13 protein-coding genes are annotated in these 16,088 nt (G+C 44.2%); 9 read left to right on the top strand and 4 right to left on the bottom strand.

Annotation, left to right across the window (positions count from 1 at the left end):
• Nucleotides 1-44: 44 nt before the first annotated feature.
• Together LZG71_RS20115 and LZG71_RS20110 are read left to right on the top strand one after the other, a co-directional pair.
• Nucleotides 45-2,408: a TonB-dependent receptor gene (locus tag LZG71_RS20115; RefSeq protein WP_233823384.1), complete on the top strand. Its 2,364-nt coding sequence runs from the start codon at nt 45-47 to the stop codon at nt 2,406-2,408.
• A gap of 22 nt (nt 2,409-2,430) precedes the next feature.
• On the top strand, nt 2,431-3,558 hold the full coding sequence (locus tag LZG71_RS20110) for a PepSY domain-containing protein (RefSeq protein ID WP_233823382.1): 1,128 nt from the start codon (nt 2,431-2,433) through the stop codon (nt 3,556-3,558).
• A gap of 224 nt (nt 3,559-3,782) precedes the next feature.
• Here LZG71_RS20110 and LZG71_RS20105 read toward each other — a convergent pair whose 3' ends face one another.
• The gene (locus tag LZG71_RS20105) at nt 3,783-4,244 is read right to left on the bottom strand and encodes a VOC family protein (RefSeq protein WP_233823380.1); all 462 of its coding nucleotides are present in this window, start codon (nt 4,242-4,244) and stop codon (nt 3,783-3,785) included.
• Nucleotides 4,245-4,352: 108 nt separating this feature from the next.
• On the bottom strand, nt 4,353-4,760 hold the full coding sequence (locus tag LZG71_RS20100) for a VOC family protein (RefSeq protein ID WP_233823378.1): 408 nt from the start codon (nt 4,758-4,760) through the stop codon (nt 4,353-4,355).
• 427 nt (nt 4,761-5,187) lie between these two features.
• Between LZG71_RS20100 and LZG71_RS20095 the strand changes: the two genes are divergently transcribed.
• On the top strand, nt 5,188-5,658 hold the full coding sequence (locus tag LZG71_RS20095; protein ID WP_233823376.1) for a TlpA disulfide reductase family protein: 471 nt from the start codon (nt 5,188-5,190) through the stop codon (nt 5,656-5,658).
• Between the two features lie 49 nt (nt 5,659-5,707).
• Entirely contained in the window at nt 5,708-5,992 is a 285-nt protein-coding gene (locus LZG71_RS20090; protein WP_233823374.1) for a hypothetical protein, read from the top strand.
• Between the two features lie 150 nt (nt 5,993-6,142).
• Here the strand turns inward: LZG71_RS20090 and LZG71_RS20085 are convergent, their stop codons facing one another.
• A complete protein-coding gene (locus tag LZG71_RS20085) occupies nt 6,143-6,769 on the bottom strand; it encodes a response regulator transcription factor (protein WP_233823372.1) in 627 nt (208 codons plus the stop codon).
• 758 nt (nt 6,770-7,527) lie between these two features.
• On the opposite strand from LZG71_RS20085, the gene LZG71_RS20080 reads away from it, so the two are divergent.
• Together LZG71_RS20080 and LZG71_RS20075 are read left to right on the top strand one after the other, a co-directional pair.
• Complete coding sequence (locus tag LZG71_RS20080; RefSeq protein ID WP_233823370.1) at nt 7,528-9,006, top strand: T9SS type A sorting domain-containing protein; 1,479 nt, start codon at nt 7,528-7,530, stop codon at nt 9,004-9,006.
• A 141-nt stretch (nt 9,007-9,147) separates the two neighbouring features.
• A complete protein-coding gene (locus LZG71_RS20075) occupies nt 9,148-9,837 on the top strand; it encodes a response regulator transcription factor (protein ID WP_233823367.1) in 690 nt (229 codons plus the stop codon).
• 20 nt (nt 9,838-9,857) lie between these two features.
• On the opposite strand, the gene LZG71_RS20070 is transcribed toward LZG71_RS20075, so the two are convergent.
• The gene (locus LZG71_RS20070; RefSeq protein WP_233823365.1) at nt 9,858-11,165 is read right to left on the bottom strand and encodes a HAMP domain-containing sensor histidine kinase; all 1,308 of its coding nucleotides are present in this window, start codon (nt 11,163-11,165) and stop codon (nt 9,858-9,860) included.
• Nucleotides 11,166-11,412: 247 nt separating this feature from the next.
• On the opposite strand from LZG71_RS20070, the gene LZG71_RS20065 reads away from it, so the two are divergent.
• From LZG71_RS20065 to LZG71_RS20055, 3 genes are all read left to right on the top strand, one after another.
• Nucleotides 11,413-12,630 (top strand): HAMP domain-containing sensor histidine kinase, encoded by a 1,218-nt coding sequence (locus LZG71_RS20065; RefSeq protein ID WP_233823363.1) that lies wholly within the window; start codon nt 11,413-11,415, stop codon nt 12,628-12,630.
• Nucleotides 12,631-13,103: 473 nt separating this feature from the next.
• A complete protein-coding gene (locus tag LZG71_RS20060; RefSeq protein WP_233823361.1) occupies nt 13,104-13,430 on the top strand; it encodes a PadR family transcriptional regulator in 327 nt (108 codons plus the stop codon).
• Complete coding sequence (locus LZG71_RS20055) at nt 13,427-16,054, top strand: ABC transporter permease (protein WP_233823359.1); 2,628 nt, start codon at nt 13,427-13,429, stop codon at nt 16,052-16,054. Before LZG71_RS20060 ends, LZG71_RS20055 begins: the two co-directional genes overlap by 4 nt.
• The last annotated feature ends 34 nt before the right edge of the window (nt 16,055-16,088 follow it).

Raw genomic sequence — 16,088 nt, 5'->3', positions numbered from 1 at the left:
CGGTCAAGCTACCAGCCCGGGTGCTTTTCTCATTGCGTTATCTAATGAAAATCAAATACCTTTTTCTGCTATTTTTTATTGTAATCTGCATCAATTCCTTCGCTCAATCCCCGCAGGGTATGCTCAATGGCCGTATTGTCAATGCTGAGCAGCAAGCTGTAACGGGAGCGTCGGTCACCTTGCGAAACACAAGCCTTGGGACAATCACCGATGCAGACGGCCGGTTCGGCCTGGCTGGGATCACGCCGGGATCTTACATCCTCTCGGTTTCCAATGTGGGTTACACAGCGTTTACCCAAAAACTTCAAATCTCAAAAGGCAAAAATTCCTTTCTAAACCTGCAACTTTCCGAAAGCAGGCAGGAGTTACAGGAAGTGGTGGTGAGTACTGCCAAAAACCGTTACCAGGTGTTAAATTCCAGTACTTCCACGCGTACCAATACACCGCTGCTTTCTACGCCTCAATCCGTTCAGGTGGTGTCTTCCCAGGTGCTGCGCGACCGTCAGGCTTTTACTCTCAATGAGATAGCAGGCTCTTTTACAGGTATGAAGGTTAATAACGGAAACGGTAACTTTCAAATTCGCGGGTTTTCTGCTTATTCTCCCAATGACGCCAGTTTCCTGCTTTATAATGGTATACGGGGAAACCTGTTTTTATGGAGCCAACAGCCATTGCTCTACAATGTTGAATCCGTAGAATTGCTACGAGGCCCTTCCGGCGCTTTGTTCAGTGAAGGTTCGCCGGGCGGTGTCGTCAACTTTGTTACCAAAAAACCTTTACAGGAAAAACGCGCCAGCGTGGATCTGTCCCTGGGCAGCTGGAAGTTCGGGCGGGCGTCTTTGGATTTTACCGGACCAATAGGTAATCAGAAAAAGCTTCTGTACCGGACCATTGCCGGTTATGACCATTCGGAAAGTTTCAGGGATTATCAAAAAAAGCAAAACCTGTTCCTGGCTCCGTCGCTGACTTACCTTTTCAATAACAGCACATCGTTGAACCTCGAATTGAATTACGCTTACCAAAAGTCGGTTCACCAATACGATAATGGGAGCTTTGTTTACACCAGGCCGGATGGCAGTTTCGATTTCAACCATTATCCCGAAAACCTGACCATCCAGAGCCCGACAGATTATGGAAAAACACATAACACATCAGCCACGCTGACTTTTGACCATCAGATTAATGAAAATCTCAAACTGACTGTTGTGGAGCGGGCGGTGCGCAATAAGCTGGATTTTACCGACCACATTCCGGTGGGAAAGATCAGAAACGATAGCATCAGCCGCGGATATCAGGACTGGCTGACTGACAGGTTTAGCCTGCAAATCACTGCTTTTGCAACTTATACAACCAAAACAGGTGTGCTGGGACACCAGATCATTGCGGGCGCGGATTACAACCGTTTCGGCTGGACGCAAAATGACTACCAATACAAACCTTCAACCAGGATCTTGATTCTCAACCCTGATTATACCGGCAGTGTTCCGGACGCTTCGGTTCCCGCCGACGAATCGGATGATAACAAGCGAATTACCAACCTGATCGGCGGATACATTCAGGATCAGGTCAGTGTCGGCAGTAAGTTGAACGTGCTGCTTTCGCTGCGCTACGACAATTACAACGGAAAGGAAACGCCGCTGTCCGACCGCGATAACAAACAGGGCGACGAGTTGCAGGCATCGGGCTGGATTCCCAGGGTTGGTGTGGTGTATTTACCGTTAAAAAATCTGTCCATTTATGGTACTTACCTGAAATCATTCAATCCCCAAACTTCTAACAATGTGCTCGCAGGCGGTCCATTTCCAACCAGGCAGGCAACCCAATACGAAGTGGGTTCCAAGGCAGATCTTTTCAGGAACCGTCTGTCGGCGACATTGTCATTGTATCAAATCAATTATGCCAATATTCTCACGGCTGCTCCCACAGAGGAAAACTCGCACCGGCAGGCAGCGATTGACGGCACACGTAGCCGTGGAGGAGAGTTCTCGGTAACGGGTAATCTGAATGCGCTTAGTCTAATTACCGGATATGCGCTCAATGAGCACGTGCTGGTAAGCACAAGCAATTATGGTAAAAAGGGAGACCGTTTTGCCAATGCTCCGAAGCATCAGATCAACTTTTTGGGAAAGTATGCGTTTACAGGTGTGCTTAAAGGATTTGGTCTGGCAGCGGGCGTTCGTTATGTGAGCGACCAGGTGGGTTTACTGACCAATCAGAACTTTGTCTTTCCGTCCTACACAGTATTGGATGCAGCGCTTTCTTACCAGCGTAACCGGGTTCAGTTTCAGCTCAACGCGTACAACCTGACCAACAAGCATTACTTCACAGGAAGCCGCTCCGGCGTGACGCTGGCCGGGCTCGGCGATCCGCTCAATGTTAGGGTAGGAGTTAGCTATCAACTCTGGTAATTTACATTCGTTCAGGATATATATGAAAAAAGTATCACTTAGCCGAAAGCTTTTCAGGTTGCATAGCTGGCTCGGCTTGCTGACGGGTATATTTTTGATCCTGCTTGGACTGAGTGGCTCGGTTCTGGTTTTCAGAACGGAGCTGGATCATTTCTTTAACCAGGATTTACTCCACGTTGCGCATTCAAAAAGCAAGGTGCCGGATCAGGTCTTGCAAAATTGTTATGACAGGATTACCAGCCGGTATCCGAATCTGGATGGCATTGCCTGGGTCAATCCGGATGCCGAACCTGGGCAGGCCTATAACTTCCGGATCTATTTCAATGATACGCACCTTTTTACCTATGATCTGGGTCTCATTTCGTTTGATCCGTACAGTGGTGCTATCCTTCGGGAAGGACCATCCGGTAAATTTACACCTAGCTTTATCGAGTGGTTGTTTCAGTTTCATTTCAGTTTCCAACTGGGTGTGCCAGGTGCAGCGTTAACTGCTGTATTCGGAATAACCATGTTGCTGTCACTCATTACAGGGGCAATAGTATATCGCAAAATGTTCTGGAAGGTGCTGACTTTCCGCATGAAGATCAATAGGAAAAACTGGCGGACGATTAGCTCCGATCTGCACCGGATCGTGGGTGTGTGGTCGTTGCTTTTAAATGTTGTGATCTTCTTCACAGGTTTTTGGCTGAACATGTTTGCTTTTAAACCTAAAACCTGGCAGAATGAGCTTTTACCAACAAAACCCAATACGCATATTTCTGTATTGCCAGATCATCTGTATCGGCGGGCGCTGTCGGCCATGCCGGATCTTGAACCGACCTATGTTTACTTGCCGACACAACCTGAGCGTAAGTTCGAGGTGAGGGGTTACACCAAGGGGCAATTAAAACTATGGGGCAGCGGCAATTCTGTCCGGCTCGATCAGCAGACCGGCGAGTTACTGAAAATTAGCCGCCTGGCTGAAAAACCGTTAGGGGAAAGGATCGAAGCTACATTCTTCCCTCTGCATGTAGGAAATTTCGGAGGACTGGCCGTGAAGATACTCTATGTAATTATTGGACTTACTCCCGGTTTGTTAGCGATCACCGGTTTTCTGCTCTGGTGGCGAAGGGTTCAAAAGCGGCCGCTCACGCGAATTCGCAACACTTAGGCGGGAGATTGAAGTGAGGTAAATTTACATCTGATGCTTAATCGTTGTTTGGGAAGTAAATCGTTGCTGTTACAGGGTTTGCTCACTGAATGACTTAAAACCAACCTTCCAAAATCAGACTCAAAGTAGTATTTAGGTCGGTTTTGGAAGGTTGGTTCAAAAGGTTGGTGGTTACACTTATTGGGTAGCTTATAATTTGTTTCAGCCACCAAGCAATTTATCGTTTAAAAGTCGGCAATAATCAGCTTTTTCATGCCCATCATGTTTTTAAATGCTCCTGGTTTTTTAGTGAGTTCCTCCCAGTTTTCAGGGCATACCTGCCAGCTTAATCCATATTTGTCTTTAAGCCACCCGCATACGCTTTCTTCTCCGCCCTGCGATGTAAGTTTATCCCAATAGTAGTCGATTTCGGCTTGGTCTTTGCAAGATATCATAAACGAAACGGATTCGTTGAATTTGAACTCCGGGCCGGCATTAATTCCAATGAACCGCATTCCCAAAACTTCAAACTCAACTGTTAGAACCTTGCCTGCCAGGTCTTTCTGAAAATCAGCCAGACCTTCGGCTTCTGACATAGGATAATACGTAGTGCTAATCATTTTCCCGTCATCAAAAATCGACAGGTAGAATTCAGCGGCTTCCTGCGCATTGCCATCAAACCACAGATTTGGGGTTATTTTTTGCATAAAATTCAGGTTTAAGTTTTCTTTTGATGCTTTTACAAAATCATATTTAGCAGAACGTAGGACAACCAGTTTCAACGCTGGCGTCCACGAAAAGCTTAATACAGTAAATTATTCAGCAGGAACTTTTGACATATCCATGAAGAATATTTCCCAGGTATGACCGTCAAAATCTTCAATAGTACGTTGTTGCATGAATCCGTAATCCCTTAATTCGTTGGGTTCTATTCCGCCCGCATCAAGTCCGGCCTGCATAATGCTGTTAACTTCATCCACGCTATCCACAGATAGTGAGAAGAGCCCCGCGACACTCGATTTAGTGTCAGCAATTGGTTTTGAAGTAAAGGATGAAAATTTTTCGTGAGTCAGAAGCATCACATAAATCGAGTCGCTCCATACCATACATTTGGCGGTATCGTCTGAAAACTGCGGATTATTGGTAAATCCCAATTTTGTGTAAAATCCCGTTGATTTGTCCAGGTCTTTCACTGCTAAATTGATAAAGATCTGTTTTGCCATTGAATTAAGTGTTTAGATTGTTCCTTGTTGGACACAAAGTTACAACAGCTGTTCTTGTTTTACCTCCCTTGTTTCTGACATGTAGAAGGGGGATTTGAGACAAAATGAATTCAGCGATACAAATATGGCATGCTATGTACTGTCAATTACGCACACATCAACTTGGAACGGGCTTATCGATGGGTTGTCAAATGTAATTTTGTTGTTGCAGATTTGTTAAGCACTTTTGGTTTCCTCAAACTGAGCAGGAGTGATTAGCGTGATGAATAAGTTGCTGCGCATCATTTTACAACCCGACAAAAAATTAAAATAATTACCATGAAAAGTAAATGGTTTTCCGCATCAAATATATTTTCTGTTGTGCTGCTAGCATTTCTGGCAGCCATGATCATAAGTCCGGAAGAAAGCATGGACCATCCGGAACCTGATGAGAATAGGACTATTCCAGCCTGCAATAGGCGACCAACATAAGCCGGAAGACGCAGCGCTTCCCCCAAATGTTCTGTTTAAGGATGGCGATGGGCGGATCATTGACCTGACCTCACTGAGAGGGAAGATCATATTCATTAATTTTTGGGCAACCTGGTGTCCGCCTTGTATTGCGGAAATGCCTTCAATCAACGTATTGTATAAAACATTTAAAAATCATGACAATGTCGTATTCCTGATGGTCGATGTTGATGGCAATTATGAGAAGGCTGATAATTTCATGAAAAAGCATCAGTTGGATCTGAAAGTAGTAATCCCTGCCAGCCAGATTCCTTCTATTCTTATGGATGAAACGGTCCCCACCACGCTTATCATTGATAAAAAAGGGAAAATTGTTTACAGACATAAAGGCGTCGCTGATTACAGCAATCCACGTTTGGTAGACATGATCGACCAATTGGACAAGTAATAAACATACCTCCTTAAGTAATCTGTTTCCGTTTTGCAAAATTGGGACAATGAAATCTGATTGCTCTGATGAAAATAGGGCCAGACTGCTTGCCGGTAAACGTGGCGCAGTTATTCCGGGATACGAATCAAATCCGATTCTTATGAACGACGTGCAGACAATGTCGCTGATAAATGACAGTGGAAAAGCAAAGGTGATTGCGGTGCATATGGACGCCCTGGATCATTGCCGGACAACAAGAGCTAAACTGGCACAAAAAGCAGCTGATTTGAAAATTGGTAAAGATAAATTGCTGATCCCGCAGGACGGCGAGCTAATTTATCTCAGCCGCTGATCAGTCATTTAAAATGCAGCAAATGCGATATTAAATATTATAAACGGTTGAAACTTGCACTAAGGGTTTCAACCGTTTATCAATTCAGGTTTAATAGTGCATGTAAAATGTTAAACTTCTCAGGGCGGGAAGTTCAAACTCTTGCATTGCTCAGGCTAGTTTGTTGATGTTCATCAATGCCACTTTCCTGGAAAGTTCTATGGCGTCTCGTACGCCCAGTTTATCAAAAATTCTTCTTTTGAACGTGCTCACCGTATTTTGTTTCAGGTTAAGCATGTAGGCAATTTCCTTTGTCCATTTGCCATCGATAAGCAGCTGCATGATCTGAAATTCACTGGCTGTAAGGTATTTGGTCAGATCATTCTCCCCGTTATTTTCGACAAGTATCTGCTGCATTTTATAGCTCAGATATTTTTTACCTTCCAATACAGTTTTCAAAGCAGTCTTGAACTCATCAGGTGATGATTGTTTGGACAGATAGCCATTTGCACCGGCTTGTAGGTAAGGAATGGCATACAACTCCTCGTCGTAAGCCGAATGAATCAGAATTAACGTTTTTGGTTTTAGATTCCTGATGGTTTCCACCATTTTCAGGTTTTCGCTTCCCGGTATATCAATATCAAGAATAACGATATCAATTGTTTCTTTACCTATTATAGCCAATCCCTCCGGAAAATTTGCTGCGGTATGAATTTTTGCCTTGGGATTGATATCGTGTATCGTAATTGTTGTCCCTAAAACGATCAGGGGATGATCTTCAATAATAAGTGCATTCATTGGAAATTAAGATATTCAGGCTGTGGTTGAGTAAGGTTGAGCTGGTAAATCAGCTTGTTCTGCTCTGTTAGTCGTGTGTGTGGAGCGGCTGAAACTGTCCGTAGGATTTTAAATAACAAAGGTTGATTATTTGGATGAATATTTAATGTAGATATATAGAATTTTAGTGTAGAATGCTGGCTATTAATTTGTCGGAATAGTTTACCGGTGTGGGTGTGGTGCTGCCATTTACTCTGTGTCCATTTTTGTTTGAGATTTTCTTATCCGAAGCAGTTTTTGCCGCCCGCTCACGTATTGCGACTGTCCTGGTGGAATGTATGTTCAAAATGCGTCGGCTGGGAATAATCTAATATCCGGTGAATATTGTATAGGAGGTATTTGTTCTACATATTTAACATGATTTCTATATTTTTTATAGTAGTATTAATTTGATTAATTGTTAGATATGTCCCCAAAATGACATTTTTAAGCCATTGTTTCTTGAAACCATCTATTATTTAGTCTACTTTTGAAGCAGGTGTAAGATCGAAATATGATCGAATTTGTACTAGTGAAAATTCTTTCGGATTCAATTTCCCACCTGATTAAATATTGAAATTTTAACATCCGGGATATAAACGGATGTTAGAAAAGTATGTCCATACTTCTTCGTCTCCGGCTTTATCCAATTTCCCTTTCATGAACCCGGCTATGAGGAGATGGGAACTACTAACCAAGATTATTTTTATTCGCCCAACACATTTGTTAATTCAGTTTTTATGAAAAAAATTATAGTAGTCATCAATTTTCTAATGGTATTGCTGGCAGCAGCCAGCACGTCTGCACAAATACTGCCCATTTTACCTGCGCCAAACCACCAAACCGATCACGACGCCATGGTTAATGGCAAAGTTACAGTTGCCGGTTCCAGTGAAGGCCTTCCGGGGATTGTGGCAATACTTTCCAGAGTCGAGTCCGGATTGGACGATGTACCAGTTTCTTACGCCATCAGCAACAGCACGGGCGATTTCATGCTTACGGGACAGTCGGGTGTTACTTACCGCGTCACATACGAATATCCTGTAGCCGGATTTTCGGGAGCAAGTGGTAATCCGTCGGCTCCGCTTACTGTGATCGCAGGTGCCAACGATTTGGAAGACCTGGTTTTGACAAGAAACGAAAATACAATCACCAACTGCAACGTATCTGCAACACAGGCCACAAACTGGACCGGAAACATTGAAGTTGCCAAAGCGCAATCGGTGAATGGAGCCGTGCTTAACAGTGTTTCTGTATTTTACTCGGCTGCGGTAATTAATCCTAAATTCGAAATTACAGCGGGTCCCGAATCCCAGACTATTTATTCAAAATTGGATATCGGTGCAAGCATAGCTATCGCCGGTCCTTCAAACAGGCCACGCCTGCTTTTAGAGACTGCGAAAAGTTTTGCAGGAGGATTTGAAGATGAGCGCATTACGCTGGCTCCGGATCAAAAACTTACTTATTACGACATCTCATCAGGTCATACGCTTAATTCCTTATTATCACCTGCTCCCGCGTCTTATACAGGAACGGGCGATGTTAGCTTTTCGGTAAAAGCAGACGCGCTTACCAGCACAACCTCAACGAGTGGCAACGCTTCTTTTGTACTCACAACAGATGCAGCCGCAGGTGTTTGCCTTACCTATACATATGCTTCCAATCCATTGCCGGTTAAGCTTGCCTCTTTTTCTGCAAAGGCTGTTGAAACTGAAAACAATCAGCTGGTTGCGGTAGAGTGGGCAACGGCTACTGAAACAAATTCAGATTATTTTGAAATAGAAAGAAGTATTGATGCAAAAAACTGGGATTTGATAGGTAACAAAGCTGCCGCTGCGGAAAGTGATCAGTTAAAACGTTACTACTTCCAGGACAACAGCCCTGTGGCAGGCAAAAGCTATTACCGTCTTAAAATGGTTGATCTGGACGGCTCCTTTGCATACAGCAGGATTGTGAGCACATCGCTGACGGAAGATGGGGCAGTGCTAACGATTTACCCTAATCCGGTTGCGGAAGAAGTGTTTATACAAGCGCCGCAGTCTGGTAGCTACAAAAACGTGTCGATCTTTAATTCAAACGGACATGTGGTGTACACATCACCAATCGTATCGGCCGATAAAGGTATTGACGTGAAAAATCTGGCAAGCGGTATCTATTATGTTCAGACCACAAAAACCGACGGTAAGGTTCAATCCAAAAAGATCCTTGTAAACCGTTAAAATTCTCCGAAAATCTGGTCTTGGCTTCTGTATGCTAAACTTTGAAAGCATGTGGGACCATAATACAAAACTGGCTACCTATTTTGATAGAGTAGCCAGTTTTGTCAACAGGGCGATTAATTCCGTTCGGTAATTTTATACATGTCGGGTAATTACACCGACAAAAACGAGTTTTTAAAAGGTAAATCTAAAATAATGATCAAAGTAGGATTAATTGAAAAATTCCCTGCAATATGCATCGGGTTGCAGATTTTTCTGGAACAGCAGGCTGAGAAGATCAGTGTCGTTTATTCATCACAAATCCGGGATATTGTCAGCAGCCATTCTGTCGAAAAACTCGATGTTATTATACTGGGTCTGTATGAAAGTTCAGAAGATTCACACCTTGCAAAAATCAGCCTTTGTAAAAAATATTTTCCATCGGTGCCGGTAGTTGTATATGCTGACATTGCCAATGCGGCATTTATTCTGGAATCGCTCAAACTCGGGCTGATGGGGCTGGTATTAAAGGAAGACGGGCTTGATGAAGTTGCACATTGTATCAAAGCTGTTGTGGAGGGGAAGCATTATCTGAATTCTTTCGCAACCGAGTTACTGCTTAATCATTTTTCTCAGTCGGGCAAAGCCCGTGCTTCCAATTTTGTTGCACTGAGCGAAAAGGAGCGGATTGTAGCGGAACATCTTGTCAACGGAATGCGGCCCGGTGAAATTGCACGTGAGCTTAATCTGAGACCATCAACAGTGAGCACGTTCAAACGCACAATATTTAAAAAGACGAGAGTTGAAAACATCATCAATCTCAAGACATTTTTGGAATTTGATGTGAGCTGACGGTTTAAAACCCGGCGTTTTCAACGATCAGATTTTTCGACTCTCGGGATGGACAGTCTGAACACCGTACCGTTGCTCTTACTACTGTGGAAGTCAATGGTCGCATTCATTACCAATGTGTGCTGCCTGATGATGCTCATTCCAAGTGTGTGTATCTCATTCTGTTCATTGTTAAGATAGGCCTGGATGGCTAACTGTTTGTGCGGATCTTCTATGCATGTTGAATTAGACACCGTGAAAACATCGTTGCCATGTTCTGATGTATATCTGAAACTGATCCAGCCGGGTTCTCTGGTGAATTTTACTGCATTGTTAAGTAAATTTCTAACCACCACCGAAAAGGCATTCTTTTGGGTTGTGATATGCAGGTTGTGCGGGATGTTAATTGATAAAGCGATATTTTTTCGGCTTGCTATGTCTTTATAAACAACAAGAACAGGTCGCAGCGCCTCGGTTACAACGAACCTCTGCGCCATCTCACCTGATGAGCTTCTTTGCCTTGCTGGTTCCAGTATATTTTGAAGCAGGTTCTGAGTGTTGGCAAGTGTATTGGTAAGCTCGGCTTCCAGATTTTTTCTGGTCTCACTTTCAATTTCAAAACGCTGTATCGCTTCCAGGTAATGTCTAATGGTTGTCAGGGGCGTCTGATAATCGTGGGAAATGACCTCAATCAGCCTTGACTTTTCCTCGTGAAGGTGATCGAGTTCAATCGCCCACAGTTCAACCTTCTCTCTTTCTTTCCGATAGTTTGAAATAATGTAGGTAATTGAAGCGAAAAGCAGAATCATCGTTACGGCATAAGTGGACATCCAGTCGATCACTTGCTGCGTTTTGTTCTCATAGTTCCCTGTAACAAAATCCGGAATCAGTAATTCGCAGATCACAAGCATGCCAACCATGCTGAAATTTAACAGTGTCCAGACCAGGTAATATTTCTTTGGTGAAATGGCCAGCGCCAAAAAGTATACACTTAAAAAGGATAGCAGCGTAGGTCCCGAAATACCGGCATTAATCGTAAAATTAAATGCGAAAAACAGATGTATTAAAGTCGTGTATAAATTAAATGAAAGGGTTGTTTTACCCCGGTAACGTGACAGGTAAAAAAGTGCTGCCTGGAAAGGAAGGGCGCAAAACGTGATGAGCGCAGCAGTCATTAATCCATTGAGCACGCTAAATAAAAGTACATAGACCATTACCGGTATTGTAGCCAGACAAACCGAGTGATATATTCTGGCCTGAAGGGAAAAATCGCTGACCTCTCCCCGGAGTGATCTCAAAAGGGCCGTGGCATTATCGAAGTATTTTAAAAGGGAAGTATTCCTAAGCATAATTGTTGAGACGTGATGCTGCGAACTTACTAAACATATTTGTCATAGAGCCGGATGAATCGTTTGCAGATGATTTAAACTTCATTAAAAATGCAGGATAAAGCGCGGCTGAGAATATTTATCCGCTAATCCCGGTAGAAAGGAGCGATTTTATCTCCAAACCAGTACCAGAACCGCTGAATATGATTTTCGTCAGAGTTTCAGATGGATATTCAGCACTACCTTTACTCCCACGACAATCGAATTAATGAATAAACATCTTCACAGGGCAGGAATTATTGTGGCCGCCGCCATTCCACTGTTTATTTTACCGGCCAGGATTTCTGAAGGCCAACTGGCAGATCCCGTTAATCTGGCAGGTTCTGAGTTCGTCATTTTTCTTATGAGTCTGGCTTGCTGGTATTCAATCAACTATTTCCAGAACCGCCGGCCAGGCTGGCCCGGGCTGTTTTTGTCGGTGATTGGTTGTTGCATTTTGTCTAATCTGTTCTATTTTACCTTCAATCCGTTCTTTCAGGATTTTCCATTCAGAACGCCACAAAGCCAGATAAGTATTAGCATCCTGATGCTTGCAAGTCGCGGAGTGCTCCTAAGCGTTATTCTGATTCCCGCAGCCCATTATCTACGGAAAGACCAGCAGGTCCGGCATCAGCGCATCGAAAATGAAAGACTTGCACTTGAAAAGGTGAAAGTAGAAAATGTGTTACTTGAGCGGGCTGTAGAAGAACGTACCAAAGCATTGCGCCAGGCGTTGGGCTCATTGGAGAAAACACGTCAGGAACTGGAACATCAGATTTATATTCAGTCAAGACTGGTTGCTTCCATCACGCATGATATAAGCGGGCCTTTCCATTATCTGATCATTGTGGCGGAAAAAATTAACGAGCTTCTGCTCAGGCAGGATTATGAGACCGTAGCAGCCTACAGCCTCGAACTCCGCAAGTCACTGCAGACCATGTTTGGATTGGTTAACAATCTGCTCGACTTTACAAAACTGCCTGTCCAGCAAAAGATCACCAGAATAGAAGAAGTCAATATAGCCGAACTGATCCGCCAGAAAGCAGAACTTTTTGACGGATTTATCAAAAACAATAACAACACGCTACTGGTAGAATGTGACGCTCCGGTAACCGTACCCAGTAATGCGAACCTGCTCGGCATTATTGTTCACAACCTGATTGATAATGCAAACAAACACACTTTTAAAGGTGAAATTGCCGTAAAGGCTTGTGTGACAAATGGTCGTGCTCAGATTATCTGTGAAAATGCGGGGAACCCTGTTCCCGAAAGTGTGATGTTTTGGATCAATGAAAGTGCCGTTCTGAAATCTGACAGTGTAAGCAGTTATGAATCTCCCGGCACAGGCATCGGCTTAATACTTGTCAAGGAAATTACGGCGCTGCTGGGTTTGAAGATATGGATCGAATCTGAAAATCACCTGACAAGGATATCCGTCACTTTTTGATTAGGTCTTTCAGGTTTCATAAAGAGAAAGAAAACTGTTTTTGTCACTTTGAGAATGGTTCGTTTTGATGATTTTGTGACACGGTTCACAGTCAATAACAACAAGGCACATTTCGGACGACTGGTTGGGTTAGCGGTGCACAAAAATAGCGCACTGTTGTTCTGTGATGATACAAATGGGGGTGATGTACAGGGTTTCTTACCAGTAATTTTATAGAATTTTCTTTAATAGACCGTTAACTGGAGGTGAGCCACCGGCGCGGCGGGGAGTTTATCTTTCTCCCGATTCCTCGATTCCCGATCTGTTTGTGAGCAGCCAGGAGCAGGTTGTCCACTCATGAAAGTCTATGTTCATTTTCGGACATAGACTTTTTTTAATAATAATATATTTAGCTGACTACGTGTCAGTTATAAATATAATCTGCTCAGGTATGCTATTTGTTTAGCAAATAGTAATATAATCGATATTGCAAAATGGGAAGATCATATTTAGGCGAATTTGAAGAGCTTGTGCTGCTTGCGGTCACCGTTCTCAATGGTGGTGCCTACGGTGTGAGCATTGCTGAGGAACTGCGTCAGCGAGCTAACCGTACCATTAGTTTGAGCGCTGTGCACATTGCTTTGTACAGACTTGAAGAAAAAGGTTACCTAACTTCTGAAATGGGTGGAGCTACACTTAGCCGTGGAGGAAGGAAAAAGCGCCTTTTCAGCGTCACTGCCTCAGGTCGTGAGATGCTGGCTGAAATTCAGCAGGTGCGCAATCAATTCTGGAACGTAATTGTAAACCCCGCGCAATCATGAAAGACCACAATCAATCAGGGCCGCCACGCTGGGCTGACAAGCTGTTCAAACTCCTGTGTCCGCCTGAGCTTTTCGAAGAGCTTAAGGGCGACCTGCAGGAACAATTTGAATCGGACATAAGCAGGATGGGGGAGACAGCAGCCAGGAGAAGATATTTTGCCGAAGTGCTGAAATTTTCGAGACCTTACTTTCTAAAAAAGCGCATTTTATCAAAACGTACCGACCGACCACGAACATCCATAGCCACAACAGCCATGCTTCAAAACTACCTGACCACCGCCCGGCGCACCCTTGTCCGCCACAAGTCTTATGCGCTCATCAATGTGCTAGGGCTCACGCTGGGGATAACCTGTGGTATCCTTATTTTTGCACTCGTTAATTACCATCTGAGCTTTGACAGGTTTCATGCGAAGGCAGACCGTATTTACCGGGTTACCACCGAACTTCACAATGAAAATGTCAGTAAATACGGAACGGTTCCGCAACCTATTGCAGCGGCTATGCGGCAGGATTTTGCCTTCGTTGAAAAAGCAGCGATGCTCATTAATTTTGGAGCGACCATATCCATTACCACAACCGGAAATAAGGAAAAATACGGCGATGGTATAGCCTATACCGAACCACAGTTTTTTGACATAATGGATTTCTCCGTCATTTCCGGCAACAGGAAAACAATGCTTTCCCAGCCCAACACTGCGGTTATCACAGAGCAGCTCGCCAACAAGTATTTTCATGGTGAAGATGCCATCGGAAAAGTGTTTCGTGTAGATAATAAGACCGATTTTACAGTCACCGGCATCATCAAAGATCTTCCTGAAAATACTGACATACGGCAGGAAATATTCGTTTCTTATACCACCATCAGCCAAACGCAGCCATGGCTCAACAGCTGGGGTGGCATTTACAGTGGCACACAGGCTTTTGTAATGCTGAAGGCAGGTACAGACGTCAAAAAGGCGCAGAAAGCGATGGCCGGGATTTCCACAAAGTATTACAATGCGAAGGATGCAAAAGCTTTCCGGTATCAGCTGCAACCACTTTCGGACATTCACATGAACCAGGAATTTGGCGGAGCTATTGCAAAAAGTCAGTTGATCGCCCTTTCCATGATTGCCATTTTTTTAATTATAACGGCCTGCGTCAACTTCATTAATCTAGCCACGGCTCAGGCTTTGGGCCGCAGCAGGGAAATTGGTGTAAGGAAAGTGATGGGTGGTATGAAATCGCAACTTTTTTGGCAATTCATCATCGAAACTGCGCTTATAACCTCAATCGCGTTCATTTTCGCTGTCACACTCGCATATCTTTGCATGCCTTACATGAACGAGATGTTGTCTACCCGGGTGAGTATCGATTTATTTTCGGGTCTGACCCAACCCATTTTCCTTGTTTGCCTGCTTGTGGTCGTTACATTTATTTCTGGTTCGTATCCGGGTCTGGTACTCGCAGGTTTTCAGCCAATTACAGCTCTGAAAGGCAAGCTCACGCAGCGTCAGGCTGGTGGCATTTCCATACGGAAAGGTCTGGTTGTAACACAGTTCGCCATTTCGCAAACGCTGCTGATCGGTACCATTGTAGTTGCCAGCCAGATGCGGTTCAACACGGAAACTGACATGGGTTTTAAAAAGGATGCAATCGTGATGTTGCCCGTTCCTGAAACAAGCCCCGCGAAAACAAGTGCGATTCGTGCACGGCTATCCCAACTGCCCGAAGTGGAAAAAATCGCATTCTTCGAGGCTCCTCCTGCATCGCCAGACGGAAATTTTGACACGGGCATTCGTTACGATTCACGTTCCGAGCCGGAGAAATTCACGATCTTTCTAAAATCCGGTGATCCTGAATATGTATCCATGTTTGGATTGCAGCTGGTGGCAGGTCGCAATCTGAGTCCCTCTGATACCGTCAGAGAATATCTGCTGAACGAAACAGCGGTGAAAAAACTGGGCGTGAAACCGGAGGAGGCAATTGGGAAAAATGTGACCATCAATAGCACCAACGGTATCATCGTAGGGGTGATGAAAGACTTTCATAATTTTTCATTCCGTTCTAAAATTGAACCGGTTTGCCTTACGACCAGGTCTGACCATTACGCGCGCGTGGCACTCAAGATCAGCGGACAAAATATGCCCGCGACATTGACCGCTCTGGAAAAAGCATGGAATGAGAGCAATGCCGAGTACATTTATTCCTACCAGTTTCTGGATGACCATCTTACATATTTTTACGGAACCGATGAGCTGATGCTGAAACTGATGTGGGTATTTGCAGCCGTTGCCATCTTCATTGGCTGCCTGGGTCTGTACGGTCTCATTTCTTTCATGGCAGCGCAAAAAACAAAGGAAATAGGAGTTCGTAAAACGCTTGGTGCAGGTGTGGGAAGTATCGTATGGCTCTTTGGAAGGCAGTTCGCCCAGCTTCTGGTGGTTGCTTTCATCATCGCAGCTCCCATCGGCTGGTGGCTTATGGAAAAGTACCTCGCCGACTTCAGATATCACATCGATCTGAGTGCATCGATTTTCGCAGCATCGATCGGAATTACATTTTTTATCGCGATCATGACCGTTGGATACAGATCTGTGAAGGCGGCACTCATGAATCCGGTGAAGGCTTTAAGGTCGGAGTGATTGTGATGTGACCGAAATTTAAATATTTCGATGC

The sequence above is a fragment of the Dyadobacter sp. CY312 genome, from assembly GCF_021390535.1.
Taxonomy (GTDB): Bacteria; Bacteroidota; Bacteroidia; order Cytophagales; family Spirosomataceae; genus Dyadobacter.
The sequence above is the reverse complement of the archived record's forward strand: the minus strand, read 5'-3'. Positions and strand labels throughout refer to the sequence as shown.

Coding starts and splice junctions, on each gene's coding strand:
- LZG71_RS20115 (WP_233823384.1), top strand. CDS start 45: ATGAAAATCAAATACCTTTTTCTGCTATTTTTTATTGTAATCTGCATC.
- LZG71_RS20110 (WP_233823382.1), top strand. CDS start 2,431: ATGAAAAAAGTATCACTTAGCCGAAAGCTTTTCAGGTTGCATAGCTGG.
- LZG71_RS20105 (WP_233823380.1), bottom strand. CDS start 4,244: ATGCAAAAAATAACCCCAAATCTGTGGTTTGATGGCAATGCGCAGGAA.
- LZG71_RS20100 (WP_233823378.1), bottom strand. CDS start 4,760: ATGGCAAAACAGATCTTTATCAATTTAGCAGTGAAAGACCTGGACAAA.
- LZG71_RS20095 (WP_233823376.1), top strand. CDS start 5,188: ATGAGAATAGGACTATTCCAGCCTGCAATAGGCGACCAACATAAGCCG.
- LZG71_RS20090 (WP_233823374.1), top strand. CDS start 5,708: ATGAAATCTGATTGCTCTGATGAAAATAGGGCCAGACTGCTTGCCGGT.
- LZG71_RS20085 (WP_233823372.1), bottom strand. CDS start 6,769: ATGAATGCACTTATTATTGAAGATCATCCCCTGATCGTTTTAGGGACA.
- LZG71_RS20080 (WP_233823370.1), top strand. CDS start 7,528: ATGAAAAAAATTATAGTAGTCATCAATTTTCTAATGGTATTGCTGGCA.
- LZG71_RS20075 (WP_233823367.1), top strand. CDS start 9,148: ATGTCGGGTAATTACACCGACAAAAACGAGTTTTTAAAAGGTAAATCT.
- LZG71_RS20070 (WP_233823365.1), bottom strand. CDS start 11,165: ATGCTTAGGAATACTTCCCTTTTAAAATACTTCGATAATGCCACGGCC.
- LZG71_RS20065 (WP_233823363.1), top strand. CDS start 11,413: ATGAATAAACATCTTCACAGGGCAGGAATTATTGTGGCCGCCGCCATT.
- LZG71_RS20060 (WP_233823361.1), top strand. CDS start 13,104: ATGGGAAGATCATATTTAGGCGAATTTGAAGAGCTTGTGCTGCTTGCG.
- LZG71_RS20055 (WP_233823359.1), top strand. CDS start 13,427: ATGAAAGACCACAATCAATCAGGGCCGCCACGCTGGGCTGACAAGCTG.